Raw genomic sequence first — 19,101 nt, forward strand, 5'->3', positions numbered from 1 at the left:
AAAAATGGCTCATTAAAGATCCATCAAGGATTTAAGTGTATTTATTTCTTCTTTTTCTTTACACTTTCTTTTGGTGGAGAGTACTCGCAAAGATCTTCGATAATACAACTGCCACAGCGCGGTTTTCTTGCGATGCAGGTATAGCGTCCATGGAGAATAAACCAGTGATGAACATCGAGTTTGAATTCACTCGGTACAACTTTGAGTAGTTTTGTTTCGACGTCATCAACGTTCTTACCCATCGCAAACTTAGTACGATTGGCTACACGGAATATATGGGTATCAACCGCAATGGTTGGCCAGCCAAAAGCAGTGTTGAGAACCACATTGGCTGTTTTCCTGCCGACACCAGGTAGGGCTTCAAGGGCTTCTCTGCTTTCAGGTACCTGTCCATCGTGTTTATCTATTAACTGCTGGCAGGTTTTAATGACATTTTCTGCTTTTGAGTTAAAGAGACCAATTGTTTTGATGTAGTCTTTCACCCCATCAACGCCAAGTGCGAGCATGGTTTGAGGCGTGTTGGCGACAGGGTAGAGTTTATCGGTAGCTTTATTGACGCTCACATCGGTTGCTTGAGCAGATAAGAGTACCGCAATAAGAAGCTCAAATGGATTATTCCAGTTGAGCTCGGTCTCTGGTTTGGGGTTGTTGTTGCGCAGGCGCGTTAGAATTTCAATGCGTTTACTTTTATTCATAAAGGCTGCTGCTTCCTTGTCTAATAACACGTGCGCTCTTTCTTTTGAGACGAATAAGCGCACAAAGTTTAACGGGCGGCAATACCTTTGCCGCCTTTTTCTATTTGATGTTACCCGTTACTCTGACGCGCTCTATTCCTGTCTCTTCTGTTTGCGGTTGTGCTTGCTTCTGGCGGCTATCTACCATGTTTTTCAACGCAATGAGCAAGCCTACGCCAATAAAGGCGCCGGGTGGTAGCATGGCCAATAAAAAGTTACTTTCTGTCGAAAAGATCTCAATACGTAACACACTTGCCCAGCCTCCCAATAAGCGGTCAGCACCGTCAAACAGCGTTCCATTTCCGAGCACTTCACGCATGGCGCCGAGCGCGACAAGCGAGGCTGTCATACCCAGCCCCATCCATAGGCCATCCAGCGCCGCGAGTTTTGGGCTGTTTTTGGATGCAAAGGCTTCTGCACGTCCGATAATAATGCAGTTCGTTACGATCAACGGAATAAAGATCCCCAGTGATTGATACAAGCCATAGGTATAGGCATTCATTAACAGTTGTACACAAGTGACCAGCGAGGCAATGATCATTACGAAGACGGGGATGCGTACTTCGTTAGGAATAGCATCACGAACCAGTGACACAGTGACGTTTGACCCCAGTAAGACCAACGTGGTTGCGAGGCCTAAACCGAGTGCATTCGTTACCGTTGATGAAACAGCCAAAAGCGGGCACAACCCTAACAGTTGCACCAGCGCAGGGTTATTGTGCCATAGGCCATTTTTCATTAGATCTTTGTGTTGGCTCATGCTGATTCCTCACACTGTGCTGCTGCGTCAATAATGTTGGTTTGCTCACGCAAGAAATAGAGACCGGCGTTTCTGACAGCGTTGACGACTGCCCGTGGTGTGATGGTCGCGCCAGTGAATTGATCAAATTGCCCCCCATCCTTACGCACTTGCCAGTCAGATTGATTGTTCTTCGATAATCGGCGTCCAACAAAGTTGTCGACCCAGCGGGTAACGCGAGTATCAATTTTGTCACCTAATCCAGGTGTTTCTTGGTGTTCCAGTATACGCACACCGAGCACTTTTCCTTCAAGGTCGATACCGACAACGAGATGGATATTGCCGTTATAGCCGTCAGGAGCAATGGCCTCAATCGCAATGGCACTCGGTGCACCGGCTTGGCTCGCTAAATACGCTGGCATTGGTTGCGGTGTACCTAAAGATTCTGGCGCCTCAAGTGTTAAGCAGCTTTGGGCTAAATCGTTATCATACAGCGTTGCGGGAATAACTTGTTCTAGGGTAGCAAGTAATTGACGGCGCTGTTGGTCGGCGATGGTGCTAGCAGTTAGCTGATGTGTTATTGCAACCAGCCCAGTAGACAAGATAGCAGCAATGGTTAGCACTTTCGCATTTTTTTTAATCGCGTTAATCATGGTAACCTCTTAATGGCCATAAGTTCGAGGGCGGGTATAGTGGTCAATTAATGGCACGGTCATGTTTGCGAGTAACACAGCAAATGCGACGCCATCGGGAAAGCCACCCCAACTACGGATTAAAAACACGAGAAGCCCAACCAAGGCACCAAAAATCAATCGTCCTTTGACGGTTGTGGCGGCGCTAACAGGATCGGTCGCGATAAAAAAAGCGCCTAGCATGGTTGCACCAGAGAAGAGGTGTAGCAATGGCGAGCCGCTACCATCAGGATTAAATGCAAAGCTTAGCGTAAAGAGTATAAACATTGTGCCCAACATACCAGCAGGAATGTGCCATTGGATCACGCGCAGTTTAAGTAAGATTAACCCTCCCAACATAAACCCTGCATTGATCCAAAACCAGCCGATACCGCCGATTGCAGCATAAATGGGCTGAGTCAGAGTCTCACTGGTCGTGAAGCCCGTTGTTAACGCCGTTTTCATGGTGTCTAATGGTGTTGCCATGGTGCTGCCATCAATACCGATGCGCAGCTGATTAGCGCTAAATCCATCAATGCTGTAGCCATTAAAAATAACGGATATTGCATCATAGGCCGTAATTGGTTCCGCCATCAGTTCCAGAGGTGGTTGCCATGTTGTCATTTGAACAGGGAAAGAGATCAATAAAACAACGTATGCCACCATAGCCGGATTAAACAGGTTTTGTCCTAATCCGCCATAAACATGTTTAGCAATAATAATGGCGAATAAGCTACCGATAATCGCTATCCACCATGGCGCTAGAGGGGGAAGGGCGATACCAAGGAGGACCCCAGTGAGCAACGCTGAGTTGTCGCTAAGATAGGGCATGATTGGACGTCGGCGACATGCAACAGCACATGCTTCTGCGATGATGGCCGTTGTCGCGGCCAAAGCAATTTGGATTAATGAACCATAGCCAAAATAGTAAACTTGCGCGATAACCCCAAAAAGGCAACACAAGATCACGAGGCGCATAATTTCATTCGTGCGCTTTTTGCTGTGCGTGTGGGGGGAGCTGGCAAATAAAAACGCCACGTTATTCTTCCTCTTGTTGTGCTTTTAAGGCTGCTTTTCGTGCTTTGGCACGAGCAATCGCAGCGGCGACAGCGGCTTTTTTCGGATCAGTGTCTGCAACGGCAGCAGTCTCTTCTTTATTTGCTGCCGGTTCAGCGTGAGTGTCGGTCGGTGCAGAGTCGGCTTGTTGGGCTGCTTTGCGCGCTTTAGCACGGGCAATCGCAGCAGCGACAGCGGCTTTTTTCGGATCAGCGTCTGCAACGGCAGCGGTATCTTCTTTATTCGCTGCCGATTCAGCGTGAGCGTCGCTCGGCGCGGATTCTGCTTGTTGGGCAGCCTTGCGCGCTTTGGCACGGGCAATCGCAGCGGCGACAGCGGCTTTTTTCGGATCTGCGTCTGTAGCGGCAGCGGTATTTTCTTTATTCGCTGTCGGTTCAGTGTGAGCGTCGCTCGGCGCGGATTCTGCTTGTTGGGCAGCCTTGCGCGCTTTGGCGCGGGCAATGGCAGCAGCGACAGCATCTTTTTTATTGGTGGGGGGCGGGCTTTCGGTGCTCTCTTGTTCAGGGCTTTCCGCTTGCGCTGCTTTAGCAGCTTTTTTCTCGCGAGCGAGGCGTTTGCGCTCTTCCCGCAGCTGATTCATTTCGCTGTTATCTGGTTGGGTAGAAGTACTACTTTGCGCTGCGGCCTGTTTTGCTTTTGCGCGCGCGATGGCGGCGGCAACGGCGGGTTTTGGCGCGTTATCCGTTTGTGTTAGTGCGGATTTCTGTGCTTTAACACGAGCAATCGCAGCGGCGATTGCGTCACTGTCAGTGCTTTTTGTCGATGCAACTCGGTTTTGTGCTGCTAGTTTGTGGCGATTCTCTCGTTCTTGCTTATCCCGCTCTAGACGCGCTTGTTTCGCTTCGAAGCGTTGGCGTGCACGTTCAGATTTTTGTGCATCAATATCGCGTTGGCGAATTTCCGCTTTAGCTTGACGGTAATATTTAACTAAGGGTATTTGGCTCGGACAGACATAGGCACAAGCACCACATTCGATACAATCAGTGAGGTTATATTCTGCACATTTATCGTAGTTTTTATCGCGCGCATACCATTGCAGCTGTTGTGGTAACAAAGACGCAGGGCACGCATCAGCACAGCTGCTGCAACGAATACAGGCCATTTCACGGTTAGATACCGGGATCTCCTTCGTCGTTGGCGCTAAAATGCAGTTCACCGTTTTGGTTACGGGCACAGCGGTATGAGGAAGTGTGAATCCCATCATCGGCCCACCAAGAATAACGCGATCTTTACGTTTGGGTTGGTGCCCATATGCGGCGAGCAATGTAGAAACAGGGGTGCCAATACGCACCCACGTGTTCGCGCGTTTAGAGAGGGCATCACCAGTCATCGTTACCACGCGCTCGATTAACGGTTCACCATCGACAATGGCGCGTTTGATAGCATAAGTGGTACCGACATTTTGCATCATAATGCCAATATCTGATGGTAACCCTTTGGTTGGTACTTCTCTGCCAGTGAGCAATTTGATCAGCTGTTTTTCCCCACCAGAGGGATATTTGGTCGGGATAACTCGGATAATGATCTGATCATTTTCATTGGTTATTTCATGAAGGGCACGAATAGCTTCAGGTTTATTATCTTCAATTGCAATGATGGTCAGTGCGGGCTTTAAGATGTGTGCCAGTATTTTGGCGCCATCAATGACCTCATCAGCATGATCTTGCATCAATCGATCATCTGCAGTGATATAGGGTTCACATTCAGCAGCATTGATAATCAATAGCTCAGTATGTCCCATCGCGCTCTGCAATTTACGGTTGGTTGGGAATCCTGCCCCCCCCATCCCAGATATTCCGCTGAGGCGTATTTTTTCTAATAAATCATTGGGTTCAGCGCAACGGAAGTTGGCAACGGGGTGCCGCTCGGTCCACGTGTCTTCGCCATCGGGTTTAATAATGATGCAGAGATCGTCGAGCCCTGATGGGTGGGCAATAGTACGTGTTTCTATCGCGATAACCTGACCAGACGTCGGTGCGTGGATAGGCACACACATCGCAACATCGGCAACGGTTAATGCTTGGCCTTTTTTTACCTGTTCGCCCACAGAAACACAAATGTCACCAGTGGCACCGATATGTTGTTTTAATGGGATGACATACTCATCCGCTAACGGAGCTTGGGCAATAGGTGTTTGATTTGATTGTTGCTTATTGTCTTGCGGGTGTACCCCGCCAGGGAAGTCCCACAGTTTGCCATTTTTTATTTGTTGAATAGTATCAAGCATCTGCGTTACTGCTCCGCGTTTTTCGTTGTTAGGGTTGTGACTGGAATTGCGTGTTGCTGCCATTTCCAAGTATCTGGTGTGTCTACGACAGGAAGCATCTCAATGCAGTCTGTCGGGCAGGGATCAACACAAAGATCGCAGCCGGTACACTCTTCTTTAATAACGGTATGGATGGCTTTTGTACCGCCGACAATGGCATCAACGGGACAAGCTTGAATACATTTGGTGCAACCAATGCACTGCTCTTCGTGGATAAAGGCGATCCGCTTTATCTCATTCTTGCTATCTTGATCGGAATCTGGGATTTCTACGCCCATTAAGTCAGCAAGCTTTTCGACAACGGCTTGTCCTCCCGGCGGACACTTGTTGATGGTATCACCGTTAGCAATGGCTTCAGCATAGGGGCGGCAACCTGGGTAGCCGCATTGGCCGCATTGGGTCTGCGGTAAAATAGCGTCGATTTTGTCAACAATAGGATCAGCGTCAACCTTAAAACGAATAGAAGCATAGCCAAGTATGGCGCCAAAAATGGCGGCTAAAACAGCCAGAGCTAACACTGCAAATAGGATAGTCGTCATTATAGTTTTACAAGTCCGGTAAAGCCCATGAATGCTAGAGACATCAATCCAGCGGTTATCATGGCAACAGAAGCCCCTTTAAAAACATGAGGAACATCTGCAGCCGCAATGCGTTCACGCATCGATGCAAACAGCACGAGAACGAGCGAGAAACCAAGCGCAGCTCCAAAGCCATAGATGACCGATTGGACAAAGTTATGGTTCTCGTTGATGTTGAGCAACGCGACCCCTAGCACCGCACAGTTAGTGGTGATAAGAGGTAAGAAAATACCTAATAATCGATAAAGCGTTGGGCTTGTTTTGTTTACGACCATCTCTGTAAACTGGACCACGACTGCAATAACCAAAATGAAGCTCATGGTACGAAGGTATTGAATACCTAGTGGTGCCAAGATATACGCTTCTACCAGATAAGCAGTAACGGATGCCAAAGTAAGAACAAAGGTGGTTGCTAAGCCCATGCCAATGGCGGTTTCTAGTTTTTTAGAGACACCCATAAATGGGCAAAGGCCAAGAAACTTGACCAGTACAAAGTTGTTCACCAACACAGTGCCAACCAAGAGTAAAATATATTCAGTCATGACGATGCCGTCGAGCATAGAGAGATCCCCCTATTATCTGATTAATGACAGCCTATAACAACCTTAATCCTGTAGGGCTTTGTTTACTTGTGCGGGTTGTCAGCAATGGTTGATAATTGGTTAAGGCTTCATTGCTTAAATGTTATGCTGTACGGACGGCTAAAGAAGGGTATTAGGCTAACTGCAAATTAACCGTAGAGGCGACAAACAAAAAAGCCTCGTCTATTGACGAGGCTTTTTTGACAATTTGGCTCCCCCTGCTGGACTTGAACCAGCGACATACGGATTAACAGTCCGCCGTTCTACCAACTGAACTAAGGGGGAATTGTGTTCTATCGTCTTAAAGACAATAGAAAAATTTGGCTCCCCCTGCTGGACTTGAACCAGCGACATACGGATTAACAGTCCGCCGTTCTACCAACTGAACTAAGGGGGAATCGCTGAAAGCGAGGCGAATATTAGCGAGCCTAAGTCTACCTGTCAACGGTGTTTTTTAAAATTTATGCCGTTTGTGTAAAAAGTAGTCATGCAATGAATGAGGGAGGAGCTGATGCTATATCAGCTCCTCCCTCAAAGCGCTTATTCTTTGATTAGCTCGTAGTGCATGGCTTGATCACTCGCAATTTGCTCACCATTGTCATCTAGCTGGAACAGGCGTCCTTCGGCGACAAAATAATGTTTGTCGTCAAGCGTGATGGTGTTACCTGCAGCATTCCAAGCAATTTGCCCTGATACCGTGTTGTCTTCTTTGTCGGAACCAATGAACTGTTCAACTAGGGTGTATTCACCATCGAAGTTCAATGTCAGTTGTGTCGTAATCCCTTCACACTCATCGCAAGGTAATGTGCCGGTATAAGTCCCATTCCAATCCAATGCATTTTGCGCAGTGTGAAGATCGCCTTCTGGAATTTGAACTGGCTTGGTTGTTTTTTGAAGAGCCTCGCCTTCCGCGCCTTGAATGCCATCGACACCCTCTACTTCTTCGGGTAATTGAACGGGTAGCTCTGCTTGCTCTTCACTCACTTCTGGTAACTGTGCTGGAACCGCTTCTTCAGTTTGAGGCTTACAGCCAGCCATGACTAATACAGATAGCAGCATAGTTAGTAGTGTCTTTTTCATGTTCATCCTTTCTCTTTTATTGTAATGAGATGGCGCTATTGTAAACATGCTCAATAGGTTGCGATGTTAGGGTAATGTCAGAAATGATTAACGCCCTTTGATAGTTGGATTAACATCGCTAACCGGGTTTTCTATCTGCACTTGCAGTTGGGGAGGGGCTAAAAGGATGCCGTGTTGAATAAATTTTTCCCTGATCTTCTTGTGCAGATCATGGGTGAGCCTGAGTCTGTGATCGGTTTCTGCTGCGTAAGCACGCACTTCAAACTGCTGTATGTTAGCGCTTAAACCAAGAAAAAAGACTTCGGGCGACGGTGCTTCGAGTACCAGTTCGCACTCGTTGGCCGCTTTGGCTAATAACTCGGTGACGAGATCGCTATCGGCAAGGTAATTGACATCAATGGCGATTTTAACTCGAGTGATTGCATCGGATAATGACCAGTTAACAAATTGCTCAGTGACAAACGCTTTATTTGGCACAATTACCTCTTTTCTATCCCAGTCGACGATAGTAGTGGCACGGGTATTAATTTTGGCAATGGTGCCAGTGAGATTGCGAATAGTAACGGTATCACCAATGCGGATTGGCCGCTCAAATAGCAGAATGAGACCGGAAATAAAATTGGCGAATATTTCTTGTAAACCAAAGCCTAGCCCGACCCCAAGAGCCGCAACGAGCCACTGCATTTTCGACCAATCAAAGCCAAGGTATGCTGAGCCGACAAGAATACCGACCACGATGACAACGTAGCGCGTTAAGGTGGTGATAGCATAACCGCTGCCTGGAGAAAGGGAGAGGTGCTGCAGGACTAACAGCTCCATTGCCGCAGGAAGGTCGCGCGATAGTAACAGGGTGAGAACAAAGGCAAGCAGTGACAATACCAGGCTGCGAAGTGTAATGGCGGAGATCTTTTCTAAGCCATCAATATTGCTTGACGCGTCCCAGACGATGACTTCTTGCAATAGGGTTGATGCTTGATAGAGATCAGACCAAAAAACGCCTAGCGCGATGAGATAAATGATAAGTAACAGTGAACGCAACAGGCGCAATGACTGATCGCTAATCTGATCTAAATCTATCTCTTCATCTTCTATTTCTGGATGAGATTCATTGTGGCTATGGCCATCGTCTTGTTCACTGGCTTCTGCTTGTCGCTGCATTAACTGCTCAATACGACGTGCTTTAGCGCGCTCAAATGCAAGCCGACGTTTCTGTATTAGCATTAGACGTTTAATCAGGAAGTAAATTAATAAGGTGAGCACACCGATCACCGCTGAGATAGCGAGGTGCTGCATAATGGCTTGTGATGCGGCGAGGTACCCTTTTAAAGCGAAGAAAGAGAGAATCTGCGGAGTTAGGGTAAGGACGCCCCAGAATAGATGGTGTTGAAAGTGCACTTTTCCTTCCGGTAGATCCGCATAAGTGAGAGGAAGTTTGGCTTGGCCCATTCGCCATAAGAACACGCTAATGGCAATGTTGCTAAAAACGAAGGCAAGCCTGCCGAGTGTTGCGTTGATATCGGTATCACTATAATGCAAGGCAAACATTTGCATGATAGTGAGTGGAATATACATCCACATTAACTGGGTAAACAGCTTTAACGGAAGGGCAACGGTGCTCTCTTGCCAGCCAAAGTGTGCGATTAGCAAGCCGTTAGGTCTGGATAACTCGCGAATGGTTAAGTAGACCAACAGTATTGGGGTGATCGACAGAGCTTGCCCAATGTGGTGCCAAAATGGGTATTGCCATGCTGATTCAAGGGCATAGCTAACAAGGCTGATAATAAAAGGGATGGGTAAGGCAAGAAAGAAACAGATGACAGCATTAATAAAACTATACCGAATGCTGTCTTGGGTCACTTTACCAATTTTCTTGGCTGTCTCCTTGAGGTAGCGCTTCCAACTTCGTTTTGCAACACCATATATAAACAGAGTCAGGGCTATGATTAAAGGTAAACCAATTATGACGGTGAGACTCAGATCGGCGACAAGTTTTGCGCCCGAGACCCAATGCGAGGGTGAGAGAAACCATTGAATTCTTAGCCAAGTTTGCGTGACTTGTTCTAAGCTGGCAGGGTTTACATTGGGCGCCAAAAAAAGCAGCTTTTCAGCCCGTTTTTTTAAAGAGTTTAACGCGTTGTTTGTCTCTTCATAGAGTAGAAGTAGTGTAGCCTGCTCAAAAATAAGATCATCATAAAGGTCGATGACTTGCTGAGTATATACGCTGTTGCTTTCCAATGCCTCCGCGAACGGAGCCTGCTGATCCAGAGGAATGTCGGAACTTGACGGCAGGGTAGATTGTTCTAGTAAGGCTTTACTTCTTTGTTGGTAGCTATACTTGTTGAGTTGATTTCTGGCAATACTCTCTTCGAGATTCTGAATCGGTGCTTCTGGAGGCAACTGTTCAATACGACGACGAAAACTGTCTGTAAATGCAGGGCTTAGCTTTAACCACTCGGCAATTTGGTCGAGTTCGTTGCTGGTGGTAGTGATGGTTTGCTGTATTTTTTTTGTCTGACTCTGTTTTACTTGGGTTTGAGCAATGTCTGTTTCGAGTTGAACCAGTTCATTTTGGATTCTCTGTTGGCGCGATAATAGCTCCTGTAGTAACTCGGGATGATCGAGGTTTAAAATACCTGTTGCGTTACTTTCCTCTCTTTCTGTGACACTTTGTAGTGGTCTTTCTCTTTCGCGCAAGGTGCGATTAAGGTTATTTAAGTATGCTTGTCGAGTGTCTAAGCTTAAGCCAATGAGCTCAAGCTTGAGTTCGCTGAGTACAAAGCGATTTGACGCTGAGCGGTATTGAATTTCAAGCAATTGAAGTTGTGCGCGTGCATCGCTGATCGCCAGTTGCGTAAGCATATTATCTAACGTGTCTTTGTTGTTACTGCGCTCAAGCTGTCGCTCCTGTTTCTTTACATTATCGGTAGTGGCGGCATGCAACTCTGGATAGTCATTAACGAGCAAATCGATTTCTTGTAGTGTTTTTCGCAGCGTTTGTCGTTCAATCGTTTGTTGTTCAATTAATGCTTTTTGTTGTTCAATGGCAGCCTTTAATTCATCAATGTCGAGGTTGTTTATTGGGGGCAGAGCTTGTGTTGAAAAGCGATTGATAGCTTGGACTATTGCTTCTCTTTGTTGAGTAAATTGTTCTATATCGCTCGTTAACTGCTGTATTCGCCGATTAGTCGTAATAATGCTCTGTAGTTGGGTTTTTCCATCAAGGTAACGCTCTAGCAGTGCAACAACGTCTGGTGTTTGTTGACGCTGTTCAAGCTGGTCAATGTTATTGCTAATGGATTCTTGCCATTGCTGAATGGTTTCTATCTCTGGAGAGTGATACGTCGAGTCTATCGGAGGTGATGCACTTTCTGCGAATAACAAGAAAGGACTAACGAGTAAGATAAGAAGGAAAAGCCTGTTGATAGGCTGCATTAGTTTTTTTTTGTCCATTTCCTCCTCCTTCATCTTGACAGTGTAGCAGCTTGCATTTGACCCGAGAAATATTGTCGAGAGTCATATTTAGATCATGCAGTGCTCATAAACTGTACAGAGAGTTTGATGTTAGTCGCATACGCTGGGACAACTATTTGGGTAGCGGCGGTTTTTACGTAAACTGATTAATACGGATACCGTTAATGCTCGTGCGGAATTCGTTATACTCGAGACGCGAGTCACGACGTATAAAACTAAAATAATAATAAGGTGGTTAGCCATGATATGCACAGACAGGAATAAGGCGATTATCGATAATATTGCAGAAAAGCACCGCTTAGAAAGAGAGGAGTTTGAAGCATTAGGAGGAAGCGTTAAAGAGTTGCTTTATGTACAGCGCGAAGAGTTACGTGATGAATTACAGCAGTTCTCAGCCAGCGAACAAACATCTTGCTTAAACTATTATGAGGAGATTACATTCGCTTATTATGAACAAGCTGATTTATCCGGCGTTACGTGGAATAAGCTCTTAGTATACCTAGGGCTAATTAGTTGCATTGTTACGTTTTACTTTGCGGTACATCGTTAAGCTAAGTTGTACTAGTGGTATGTACGTTACTCTATTCAAATGGGCCCTATGCAGTAGGGTGCAAGACTAATTTATTTTTAAGCTGTAGGTAGGTTATACTCTCCCGATTAGCCTATTTGAGTAGCGTACAGTGTTCTTTTCCTCATCTAAAGCTGCGCATTTTGTTAGCCTGCTGCTGCTTGCCATCGTTTTATTGATCTTGTTTTTTGTCTCTCCAACTCCCGATCTGCTAGCGCCAGTATCTTCTGTGGTTGGGATAGCGCTGGGGGCATTGTCCGCATCAGCCGGTGAGCCACTCTTTCTTATGATGGTAAGTTTGCTTTGTTTATCTCCTCTGTTGATGCGCTTATCTCTGCAGCGTTCGGTATCATTGTGGTGGCGGTTCGCCCTCATTTTATTACTGAGTTTCATGCTAAAAACGGGCTTGAAGCAGTTTACTGCCGTACCGCGACCCTATGTCGTCTCACTTGTTTCATTACAGTTGACGCCATCAACCTCGGCATTTTATGCCGCAAATGCCAACGAAAAACAGCAGATAGTAACTGCTGCCGCTAAAACAGTGAGCCATTGGCGAACGCAACACTGGCAAGGTGAAATGAATTATTCTTTTCCATCTGGGCACACTATTTTCGCTGCTGTTTGTGTGGTGTTTTGGAGTGGTTTTTTCTGGCGGGCTAAAGCGATTGTTCCGCTTGTGTTGTTGATGAGTTGGGCAGCCGGCGTTGCTGGTAGCCGTGTCTATTTAGGAATGCACTATCCGGCAGACATTTTAGCGTCTGTGATATTTGCTGGATTATTATACCTTTTCATACCTATCGATTCCTCCTCCTAGCGCCTCTTTCGGGAAGTTCTGTCTTTTACTCATAAATGAGAAAGCCCGTCGCACAAAGCTTATATACAGTTAGCTCAATATAAGTCTTAAGGCGATGGGTGCCATGGTGCGCATTTCTCGATAATGCAGTGAGAATACTGGCATTGAGTAATGGCATGCATTGCGCCTGCAAGCGGTAAAAGGTGTTAGCGCGATGCATATTGTTAAAGTAAATAACGAAAATCTGCATATTTATCTTAATCTTGCTCAAGCTTATGAAGGTGAATTCTCCAAGATAATGAACAAGAAACCAAATCAGAATGGTATTTTTCCCCTTGATACTCAGCTAGGTGGCAATGTTTGTGGCTATTTACTTTATGTTGACGGCACACCAGCGGGACATACTGCTATAGCCATTAATAAGCCAGCCCAATACGAAGTGTGCGATTTCTATATCGTGCCATTTTTTAGGCAGGCCAGGTTGGGCCAGCGCTTTATTGTGGAGATGTTTAATAAATTTCGTGGCCATTGGCAGATAAAGCAAGTGGAAGGGGCGAGTCATGCTGTGCGTTTTTGGCGTGAGGTAATAGGAAGCTATACGAGTGGACACTACACTGAGGATGTCTACCTCGATCCCCACTGGGGGTTGGTGACTCGGCAGCAATTTGATAATGCCGAAAGTGACGGGATTAAACGTCAAGAAAGGGGGCGTTAGCCCCCTAAAGTGAAGAACAACGGCTGGCTTTTATTTTACAGAAGCATCAGCAGGCTATTCTAATCTTAGTAATGCTGAGGTCGGTGACGTCAGATAGCAAAGATGTGCTGAATTACTCTTTGTCAAATAGACCAGATGTAACGATAGGGCGTAAATATTGCTGAATTCGCTGTGTACCTTCAGTAGCGAAGTAAGCGATAACAAGGTCACGATCTGGTGAGATATAAAGGCCTTGGCTATTCATGCCTGATTTAAAGAAATCACCATCATCCCAGAGTAAATCAAACTGGCGACCAGCACCTACAACACCTTCAGCACTATCCAGACGATTGATAAAACGATATGCAGAATCGGTCTGGAACCACTCAGGAGATCGAGTCACTGTTTGATAGCGCTCTAGTGCTTCATCAGAAATGATCTGCTCTGTAGAGACTAAATCCCAGCTAGGTGTGTATAACATACCGATACGCGCCATGTCGCGCAGGTTTGAACTTGCTGGGCCACTGAGCAGTGCAGTGCCTTCTTGCGACAGATGTACTTGCAATGGACCTTCTACATGCATCTTTGAATAAACTTGTTGATCAAAGAATGCAGGCCAAGGCTTTTCTGTTACGGCTTCAGCAAGATAAACCAAAGATATTGTTGCAGCAGATGAATATCTAAAGCCTTCGCCTGGCTCTTCAAGCTTCTCTGCATCGTTAATAATATCTAAAAGGGTTTCGTCTTTTGAACCTGCAAGCATGGCAGAGAACATTCGAGCAGTAACAGATTCAGGGTTAAAGAAGTTGGCAGCGTCGTCAAACGCGTTGAGACCTGCAGTCATATCCATTACATCAACGACTTTAATCTCTTCCCAAGCAGTCCCTCTGAACTCAGGAACATAAAAGCCCATAGTTTTATTTTCATCAATCAAACCATCATCGATGAGTAGGTCGATAGCCATCGACGCGAGTATTTTGGCATTTGACGCCCAAAAGTGTGAATCCAGAGGTTGCATGCCTGGATACTCTTCATAAACAACATTACCTTGATGAACAATAACCATGCCTTGTGCATAAGACTTCTCATGCACTAGATAATTATCCAGGCTCATTTCTCCAAGATCGGTTTCAACGACGATCTCGCCGATCGCTGGTACCTTTTTTTCTTCAAGTGTAATTACGGGTTGTCTACGGAGAAGAACTGCTGTCGGAACTTTTTGCGAAGCGTGCATATTGTACCACAAGCCACCAGCCGCGCCTCGTGTCAGCATGCCAACGTTGAAGTTCTCCATATAATAACGCGACTCTGCATTTGAGTAGCCTTCAAGAACTTTTGATACTGCTTCTGGTTCATAGTTTTGAGCGCTGACTACCCCTGAGACGAGTATGCTAGCAATAGCGGAGGCGGTAAGTAATTTTCTTTTCATTATTTATCCTGAACATTACAACAACGAAAGTACATTTCGTTAACAACAAAGCATTTTACATAGAAAAATGCGGTAAGGTCTGCGCACTAAAAGTTAGGTATTCTCACTATTAGGCCTGCGCATTATTATACGTAGACAAACACTACCCCCAAGTCGATAATGTTCGAGACGGCACTACAAATGGTTTATCATGATTACACTTGACCAGATACATTGCTTTCGCAGTGTTTATGAAACGAGATCGTATAGCGAATCTGCGCGAAAATTACAAAAAGGGCGTAGCACGATTCGCGAGCATATTTTGGCATTAGAGGATCTTGCAGGTTACAAATTGTTTCAAATTAATGGTAAGAAACTCGAGCCAACACCAAATGCAACTCGCCTTTACCCTCGGGCCTTGCATATCAGTAAGCAGTCTGGCGATTTTGCTTGGCTTTTGTCAGAGGTCGACTTTAATTTAAAGCAATTAACAATTCTATATGATCCGCTATTACCAAAAGAAATGATAAAAGAGATTGACGTTGGTATTTCAATGTCTATGCCTTTGCTATCTGTAAATTGGTTGTCTTCAGAGCGAGAAAAGGCTTATCTCAAAATAAGAAACCGCGGTGCTGAGCTGGCAATTATGGCCGGAGAGCTAAAAGTAACAACGGTAGAAGCTGCGGAGATCAAGCACTTGAGCTTAGGTTATTTAACGTTAGGCGCATTTGCAGGGAAGAATCACACATTATCTGAATATAAAGAGCTTAGCTATAACGATTTAGAAACTCATATGCAACTGTTGATCGAGAATGAAGGTGGACAAGGAATTGCTGCTTTTAAAGTATCGCCACTTTGCAGATATATTAGTGATATGTCGGTGTTAACTAGTTTACTACAGGATAGTGGGTGGGCTATTTTGCCTCGCTGCAGCGTTGAACCACAATTGAATGCGGGTGATTTAGTTGAGTTGTTTCCAGTTGAGTTGCATCATACTTATCTGCAGAGGTTATGCTTATACCACTCATTGCATGCAAAGCATAATCCAGAAACCATGCGTGTGATTGAGGTAATTAAAGCCGTATCAAACCGCTACCTGAATCGCGGTAAGGCATAAGAAAGTACCATGTATTTCTTCTTCATTCTTGGGCCGTTAATCCGTGAAATGGCTAAGCGGCGATGAGATTATTACGTACCAAGCCGCGGCGTATATTCTTACACAGTTTGGCAAAACGCGATATTTCATCGAACTGAGGGACAATGCCGCGCTTCATGGCCGACTCCCAATAAGTTACTTCAGTATCGACTATCTCCAACAGTTTTTTGGGACAACCAATACAGTTATTGTCTGGTCCGCAAACAAAGGTATCTGATTCATACAGTGGCAATTCACTTTTTACTTGGTGGATGATCTGCCACATGGCAGTACACCGATCAGGTTTTTTGGACATGAACTAGTACCCAGGTTATGTCGTGCTACAGAGTGATATCTTATCATTGCCGTCTAAGAGTGCAATTTAAACGGCGCATTACAAATAAGATGCACCTCTGTGTAACCTGGTTCAAGAAAGGCCTTTCATCTCGCTTGGTTAACCGCGTATTATTTACTGGCATCAATAAACATAGAAAGGGACAGCAGCATGCAAGACTTATCTCAATCGATAACCGAGAGCCGTAATGAAAGCAGTATGGATATCGACACGTTATCGACGCTCGATATGCTACGCGTGATTAACCGTGAAGATAAAGGTGTGGCCCTTGCTGTTGAAAATGAATTGCACAACATTGCTCAGGCGGTAGAGGCGATTGCTACTGCGTTTTCTCAAGGTGGGCGATTGATTTACGTTGGGGCCGGAACCTCTGGTCGGCTAGGCATACTGGATGCCAGTGAGTGCCCACCCACCTTTGGCACAGATCCCGCACAAGTGGTTGGGTTAATCGCAGGTGGACACCGTGCAATATTGCAAGCGGTTGAGAATGCAGAGGACGATACACAACAAGGGCGTTTGGACCTACAGTCGTTGTTGTTAAGCGATCGGGATGTGGTGGTAGGCATTGCCGCTAGTGGTAGAACACCGTATGTGCTGGGGGCAATGGCGTATGCCTCCGCAGTGAAAGCAACGGTGGTGAGTCTTAGTTGTAACCCTGGTAGTGAAATGGCTGACGCGGCAGATATTGCGATAAGCCCGATTGTTGGACCGGAAGTCATAACCGGCTCGTCCCGGATGAAGGCTGGCACGGCACAAAAGTTAGTGCTGAATATGCTATCGACGGGCGCGATGATCCGCAGTGGTAAAGTGTATGGCAATCTAATGGTTGATGTCGAAGCCACCAATGCAAAATTGGTTGAGCGCCAAAAGCGTATTGTTATGGCAGCGACCGAATGCAGTTATGCAGAAGCAGCACAGGCACTGCAGCAAGCAGATGGGCACTGTAAAACTGCAATTGTGATGCTTTTGACAGGGTGTGATGTGTCGATGGCACGTCAGCGCCTTGCGCAACAACATGGCTTTACCCGCAAAGCGATTGTAGAACAATAATTTAATGCGGGTTAAATTGCCGGGATGAAAGCAGGGATAAAAAAATACCCCCCAGTTAGACACTGGGGGGTATTTCGTTATCAGCACGGCATTAGCGCGTGTCGATATTTTAACTTAAACGGTTTGTGGCTCAACTTCGTCTTGGCTGCGAGATAACAGTTTGAACGCCATGATGCCGATAACCATCGCTTTGATAATCATCATCTGAATAGTACCAAAGTACGCTACCATGCCCACAAAACCAGAAATCAGCATCAATACACGGTATTTACGTAGCGATTTCATTGAAAGCGCGGCAACAATCAGTCCTAGATCCATAAATTGGAATGCAACAGGGAGTGTTGGATCTGCGATAAAGCCGCTGACTGCCACGTAGACGATATATAGAATCGATGACGCCATAATTGCAGCCATGACATTTATGATTGCCTTAGGCGCACGAGTAAAGTCTTTCACGTAGCGGAAGCTATTAATTGCCGCAACTGACAGGTTCAAAATCAGTTTTGGCCACCAGCCCATAAGAATAGACCAAAGAATATCGTTACCCGCAGAGCCAAAGGCGGCATAGCGAGTTACCTTCATGCTATTGAAAATAGTAATTGAGATGTAGAACGCAACTGAGGTCCACCCTAATACTTCTGTAATCACATCTAACAAAATCTCTTCTCCTCTGTTGCTTTGCATTATTGTTGTTAAGTGTCAATACTTTATCTTAAAATTAGCACCTTGCTCAGTGTTAAGTATTGTTCACAGGTGTAAACACTAGCATAAAGTAGGAGTAGGGATCTACTTTTAATGATTAAAAACTGATTAAATTGTACCCATGTGCTGATCCGGCCAGCAGGTTGTTATCGATTGTGTTTGGAAATGTTTAATAATCGTAGCTATAGCGCTAAAGGTGTTTAATGCGATGAGGCTGAGTTGTCGCTCTACAATGTAAAGTATGGATTATTGCGTGTTACTCGTGCCATCAGCACAAGGCTAGTGGAGTGGTGCTTGTATAAGATATTGGTCTAAGCTGTTTTAATATTCTGCATGATTTGACTGCTTAATGTACGATATGCAGATCTAGTGAGGTTAGGGGGAAGGGGATGGAGTTACTCGAACGAGCTCAGCAGCTATTTCAGCAGCCGCTAACCATTGATTCATTGCGCGAGCTAGATCGTTTAACGCGTGTCTCTATTGGTACAGAGGCAGCATTATTAACTTCGCTATGGGAAGTGGCATTGATCTCTGCCAGTGAAGCGGTGCTAGAGCAAGCTATGGATGAAGGGTTGCTTTAAAAGTAAAGGCAGAGGTCGAAAAAGAGAGAGTGGAAGCCCACTCTCTTTGTGGTTTGTTGCTTTGATTTTGAGCTGTTTTTCTATTTTTCTTGTCAGCGAAAAGAAAATTAGTCAGCGTATTCGTTCATAATTCTTAGAACAACATCGGATGCCACCTTTGCCTCTTCAAATAAACTTTTGGTGCGGCTTTGTGTATTAAACCACACTTCTATTTATTGATTCCCCCTATACTGAGGGAGTCGATTTATAGAGGGAATGCCAATGCTAAATGAAAATCACGCCTTTATCTTAGACTTTCCTGAGCTTAAATTGGATATTGTCCAGCTCAACCATGATGACCCCGAATTTAAAGCAGAGCTTCAGCAATACCACGAGTTAGATTACCGTATTCGCCAACTCGAGATATCGGGCAGCCCGATAGATGATGAGAGCATGCATGATTTAAAACTGAAGCGAGTAACGTTAAAAGATAAGTTATACCAGCAGCTCAGCGAGCATCATCAGCAAGCCAGCCCCCATTCAACTTGAGCATAAACGAGGCTAACGCTATTACTTAGACGGTGTTTCGTTTTGAAGCCTACAGGAAAAGTAGGCTTGATCGCTTGTCATACTCGCATA

Annotated in this window: 19 protein-coding genes and 2 tRNA genes; 7 read left to right on the forward strand and 14 right to left on the reverse strand. The window is 45.6% G+C overall.

Annotated features, from left to right (window positions below):
• Nucleotides 1-41 precede the first annotated feature (41 nt).
• The 11 genes from nth to ACKLNH_RS09910 form a co-directional block, all read right to left on the reverse strand.
• The gene (gene nth / locus ACKLNH_RS09860) at nt 42-695 is read right to left on the reverse strand and encodes an endonuclease III (protein WP_413112080.1); all 654 of its coding nucleotides are present in this window, start codon (nt 693-695) and stop codon (nt 42-44) included.
• Between the two features lie 100 nt (nt 696-795).
• Entirely contained in the window at nt 796-1,494 is a 699-nt protein-coding gene (locus ACKLNH_RS09865) for an electron transport complex subunit E (RefSeq protein WP_413112081.1), read from the reverse strand.
• Complete coding sequence (rsxG, locus tag ACKLNH_RS09870; protein WP_413112082.1) at nt 1,491-2,126, reverse strand: electron transport complex subunit RsxG; 636 nt, start codon at nt 2,124-2,126, stop codon at nt 1,491-1,493. The genes ACKLNH_RS09865 and rsxG overlap by 4 nt, the downstream gene beginning before the upstream one ends.
• A gap of 9 nt (nt 2,127-2,135) precedes the next feature.
• The gene (gene rsxD, locus ACKLNH_RS09875) at nt 2,136-3,182 is read right to left on the reverse strand and encodes an electron transport complex subunit RsxD (RefSeq protein ID WP_413112083.1); all 1,047 of its coding nucleotides are present in this window, start codon (nt 3,180-3,182) and stop codon (nt 2,136-2,138) included.
• A 1-nt stretch (nt 3,183) separates the two neighbouring features.
• Nucleotides 3,184-5,448 carry an electron transport complex subunit RsxC gene (rsxC, locus tag ACKLNH_RS09880; RefSeq protein ID WP_413112084.1) on the reverse strand — a complete coding sequence of 755 codons (2,265 nt, stop codon included), beginning with the start codon at nt 5,446-5,448 and terminating at the stop codon, nt 3,184-3,186.
• Between the two features lie 5 nt (nt 5,449-5,453).
• Nucleotides 5,454-6,026: an electron transport complex subunit RsxB gene (gene rsxB, locus ACKLNH_RS09885; protein WP_413112085.1), complete on the reverse strand. Its 573-nt coding sequence runs from the start codon at nt 6,024-6,026 to the stop codon at nt 5,454-5,456.
• Nucleotides 6,026-6,607: an electron transport complex subunit RsxA gene (gene rsxA, locus ACKLNH_RS09890; RefSeq protein ID WP_413112086.1), complete on the reverse strand. Its 582-nt coding sequence runs from the start codon at nt 6,605-6,607 to the stop codon at nt 6,026-6,028. Before rsxA ends, rsxB begins: the two co-directional genes overlap by 1 nt.
• 248 nt (nt 6,608-6,855) lie before the next feature.
• Nucleotides 6,856-6,931 (reverse strand) — tRNA-Asn (locus ACKLNH_RS09895).
• A 36-nt stretch (nt 6,932-6,967) separates the two neighbouring features.
• A tRNA-Asn gene (locus ACKLNH_RS09900) sits at nt 6,968-7,043 on the reverse strand.
• A gap of 143 nt (nt 7,044-7,186) precedes the next feature.
• Complete coding sequence (locus ACKLNH_RS09905) at nt 7,187-7,726, reverse strand: copper resistance protein NlpE (RefSeq protein WP_413112087.1); 540 nt, start codon at nt 7,724-7,726, stop codon at nt 7,187-7,189.
• A gap of 87 nt (nt 7,727-7,813) precedes the next feature.
• Nucleotides 7,814-11,176 (reverse strand): mechanosensitive ion channel domain-containing protein, encoded by a 3,363-nt coding sequence (locus ACKLNH_RS09910; protein ID WP_413112088.1) that lies wholly within the window; start codon nt 11,174-11,176, stop codon nt 7,814-7,816.
• 262 nt (nt 11,177-11,438) lie between these two features.
• On the opposite strand from ACKLNH_RS09910, the gene ACKLNH_RS09915 reads away from it, so the two are divergent.
• The 3 genes from ACKLNH_RS09915 to ACKLNH_RS09925 all read left to right on the forward strand — a co-directional run bounded on the left by ACKLNH_RS09915 (nt 11,439) and on the right by ACKLNH_RS09925 (nt 13,273).
• A complete protein-coding gene (locus ACKLNH_RS09915; RefSeq protein ID WP_413112089.1) occupies nt 11,439-11,747 on the forward strand; it encodes a hypothetical protein in 309 nt (102 codons plus the stop codon).
• A 130-nt stretch (nt 11,748-11,877) separates the two neighbouring features.
• Nucleotides 11,878-12,579 (forward strand): phosphatase PAP2 family protein, encoded by a 702-nt coding sequence (locus tag ACKLNH_RS09920; RefSeq protein ID WP_413112090.1) that lies wholly within the window; start codon nt 11,878-11,880, stop codon nt 12,577-12,579.
• Between the two features lie 193 nt (nt 12,580-12,772).
• Nucleotides 12,773-13,273, forward strand: a complete 501-nt coding sequence (locus ACKLNH_RS09925) for a GNAT family N-acetyltransferase (protein WP_413112091.1) — start codon at nt 12,773-12,775, stop codon at nt 13,271-13,273.
• Between the two features lie 112 nt (nt 13,274-13,385).
• Here ACKLNH_RS09925 and ACKLNH_RS09930 read toward each other — a convergent pair whose 3' ends face one another.
• Nucleotides 13,386-14,681 carry a serine hydrolase domain-containing protein gene (locus ACKLNH_RS09930; protein ID WP_413112092.1) on the reverse strand — a complete coding sequence of 432 codons (1,296 nt, stop codon included), beginning with the start codon at nt 14,679-14,681 and terminating at the stop codon, nt 13,386-13,388.
• A gap of 190 nt (nt 14,682-14,871) precedes the next feature.
• On the opposite strand from ACKLNH_RS09930, the gene ACKLNH_RS09935 reads away from it, so the two are divergent.
• Entirely contained in the window at nt 14,872-15,777 is a 906-nt protein-coding gene (locus tag ACKLNH_RS09935) for a LysR family transcriptional regulator (RefSeq protein WP_413112093.1), read from the forward strand.
• A 52-nt stretch (nt 15,778-15,829) separates the two neighbouring features.
• Here ACKLNH_RS09935 and ACKLNH_RS09940 read toward each other — a convergent pair whose 3' ends face one another.
• Nucleotides 15,830-16,111 (reverse strand): hypothetical protein, encoded by a 282-nt coding sequence (locus ACKLNH_RS09940; RefSeq protein WP_413112094.1) that lies wholly within the window; start codon nt 16,109-16,111, stop codon nt 15,830-15,832.
• A gap of 189 nt (nt 16,112-16,300) precedes the next feature.
• Between ACKLNH_RS09940 and murQ the strand changes: the two genes are divergently transcribed.
• Nucleotides 16,301-17,200, forward strand: coding sequence for an N-acetylmuramic acid 6-phosphate etherase (murQ, locus tag ACKLNH_RS09945; protein ID WP_413112095.1), 900 nt, complete (start codon nt 16,301-16,303; stop codon nt 17,198-17,200).
• 114 nt (nt 17,201-17,314) lie between these two features.
• Here murQ and ACKLNH_RS09950 read toward each other — a convergent pair whose 3' ends face one another.
• Nucleotides 17,315-17,857, reverse strand: coding sequence for a hypothetical protein (locus tag ACKLNH_RS09950; RefSeq protein WP_413112144.1), 543 nt, complete (start codon nt 17,855-17,857; stop codon nt 17,315-17,317).
• Between the two features lie 434 nt (nt 17,858-18,291).
• Here ACKLNH_RS09950 and ACKLNH_RS09955 point away from each other — a divergent pair, with 434 nt between their 5' ends.
• Together ACKLNH_RS09955 and ACKLNH_RS09960 are read left to right on the forward strand one after the other, a co-directional pair.
• Nucleotides 18,292-18,483, forward strand: coding sequence for a hypothetical protein (locus ACKLNH_RS09955; RefSeq protein ID WP_413112096.1), 192 nt, complete (start codon nt 18,292-18,294; stop codon nt 18,481-18,483).
• Nucleotides 18,484-18,744: 261 nt separating this feature from the next.
• A complete protein-coding gene (locus ACKLNH_RS09960) occupies nt 18,745-19,011 on the forward strand; it encodes an HP1242/YdcH family protein (protein ID WP_413112097.1) in 267 nt (88 codons plus the stop codon).
• Nucleotides 19,012-19,101 lie beyond the last annotated feature (90 nt).

The organism is Thaumasiovibrio clandestinus (assembly GCF_047250365.1).
GTDB lineage: Bacteria > Pseudomonadota > Gammaproteobacteria > Enterobacterales > Vibrionaceae > Thaumasiovibrio.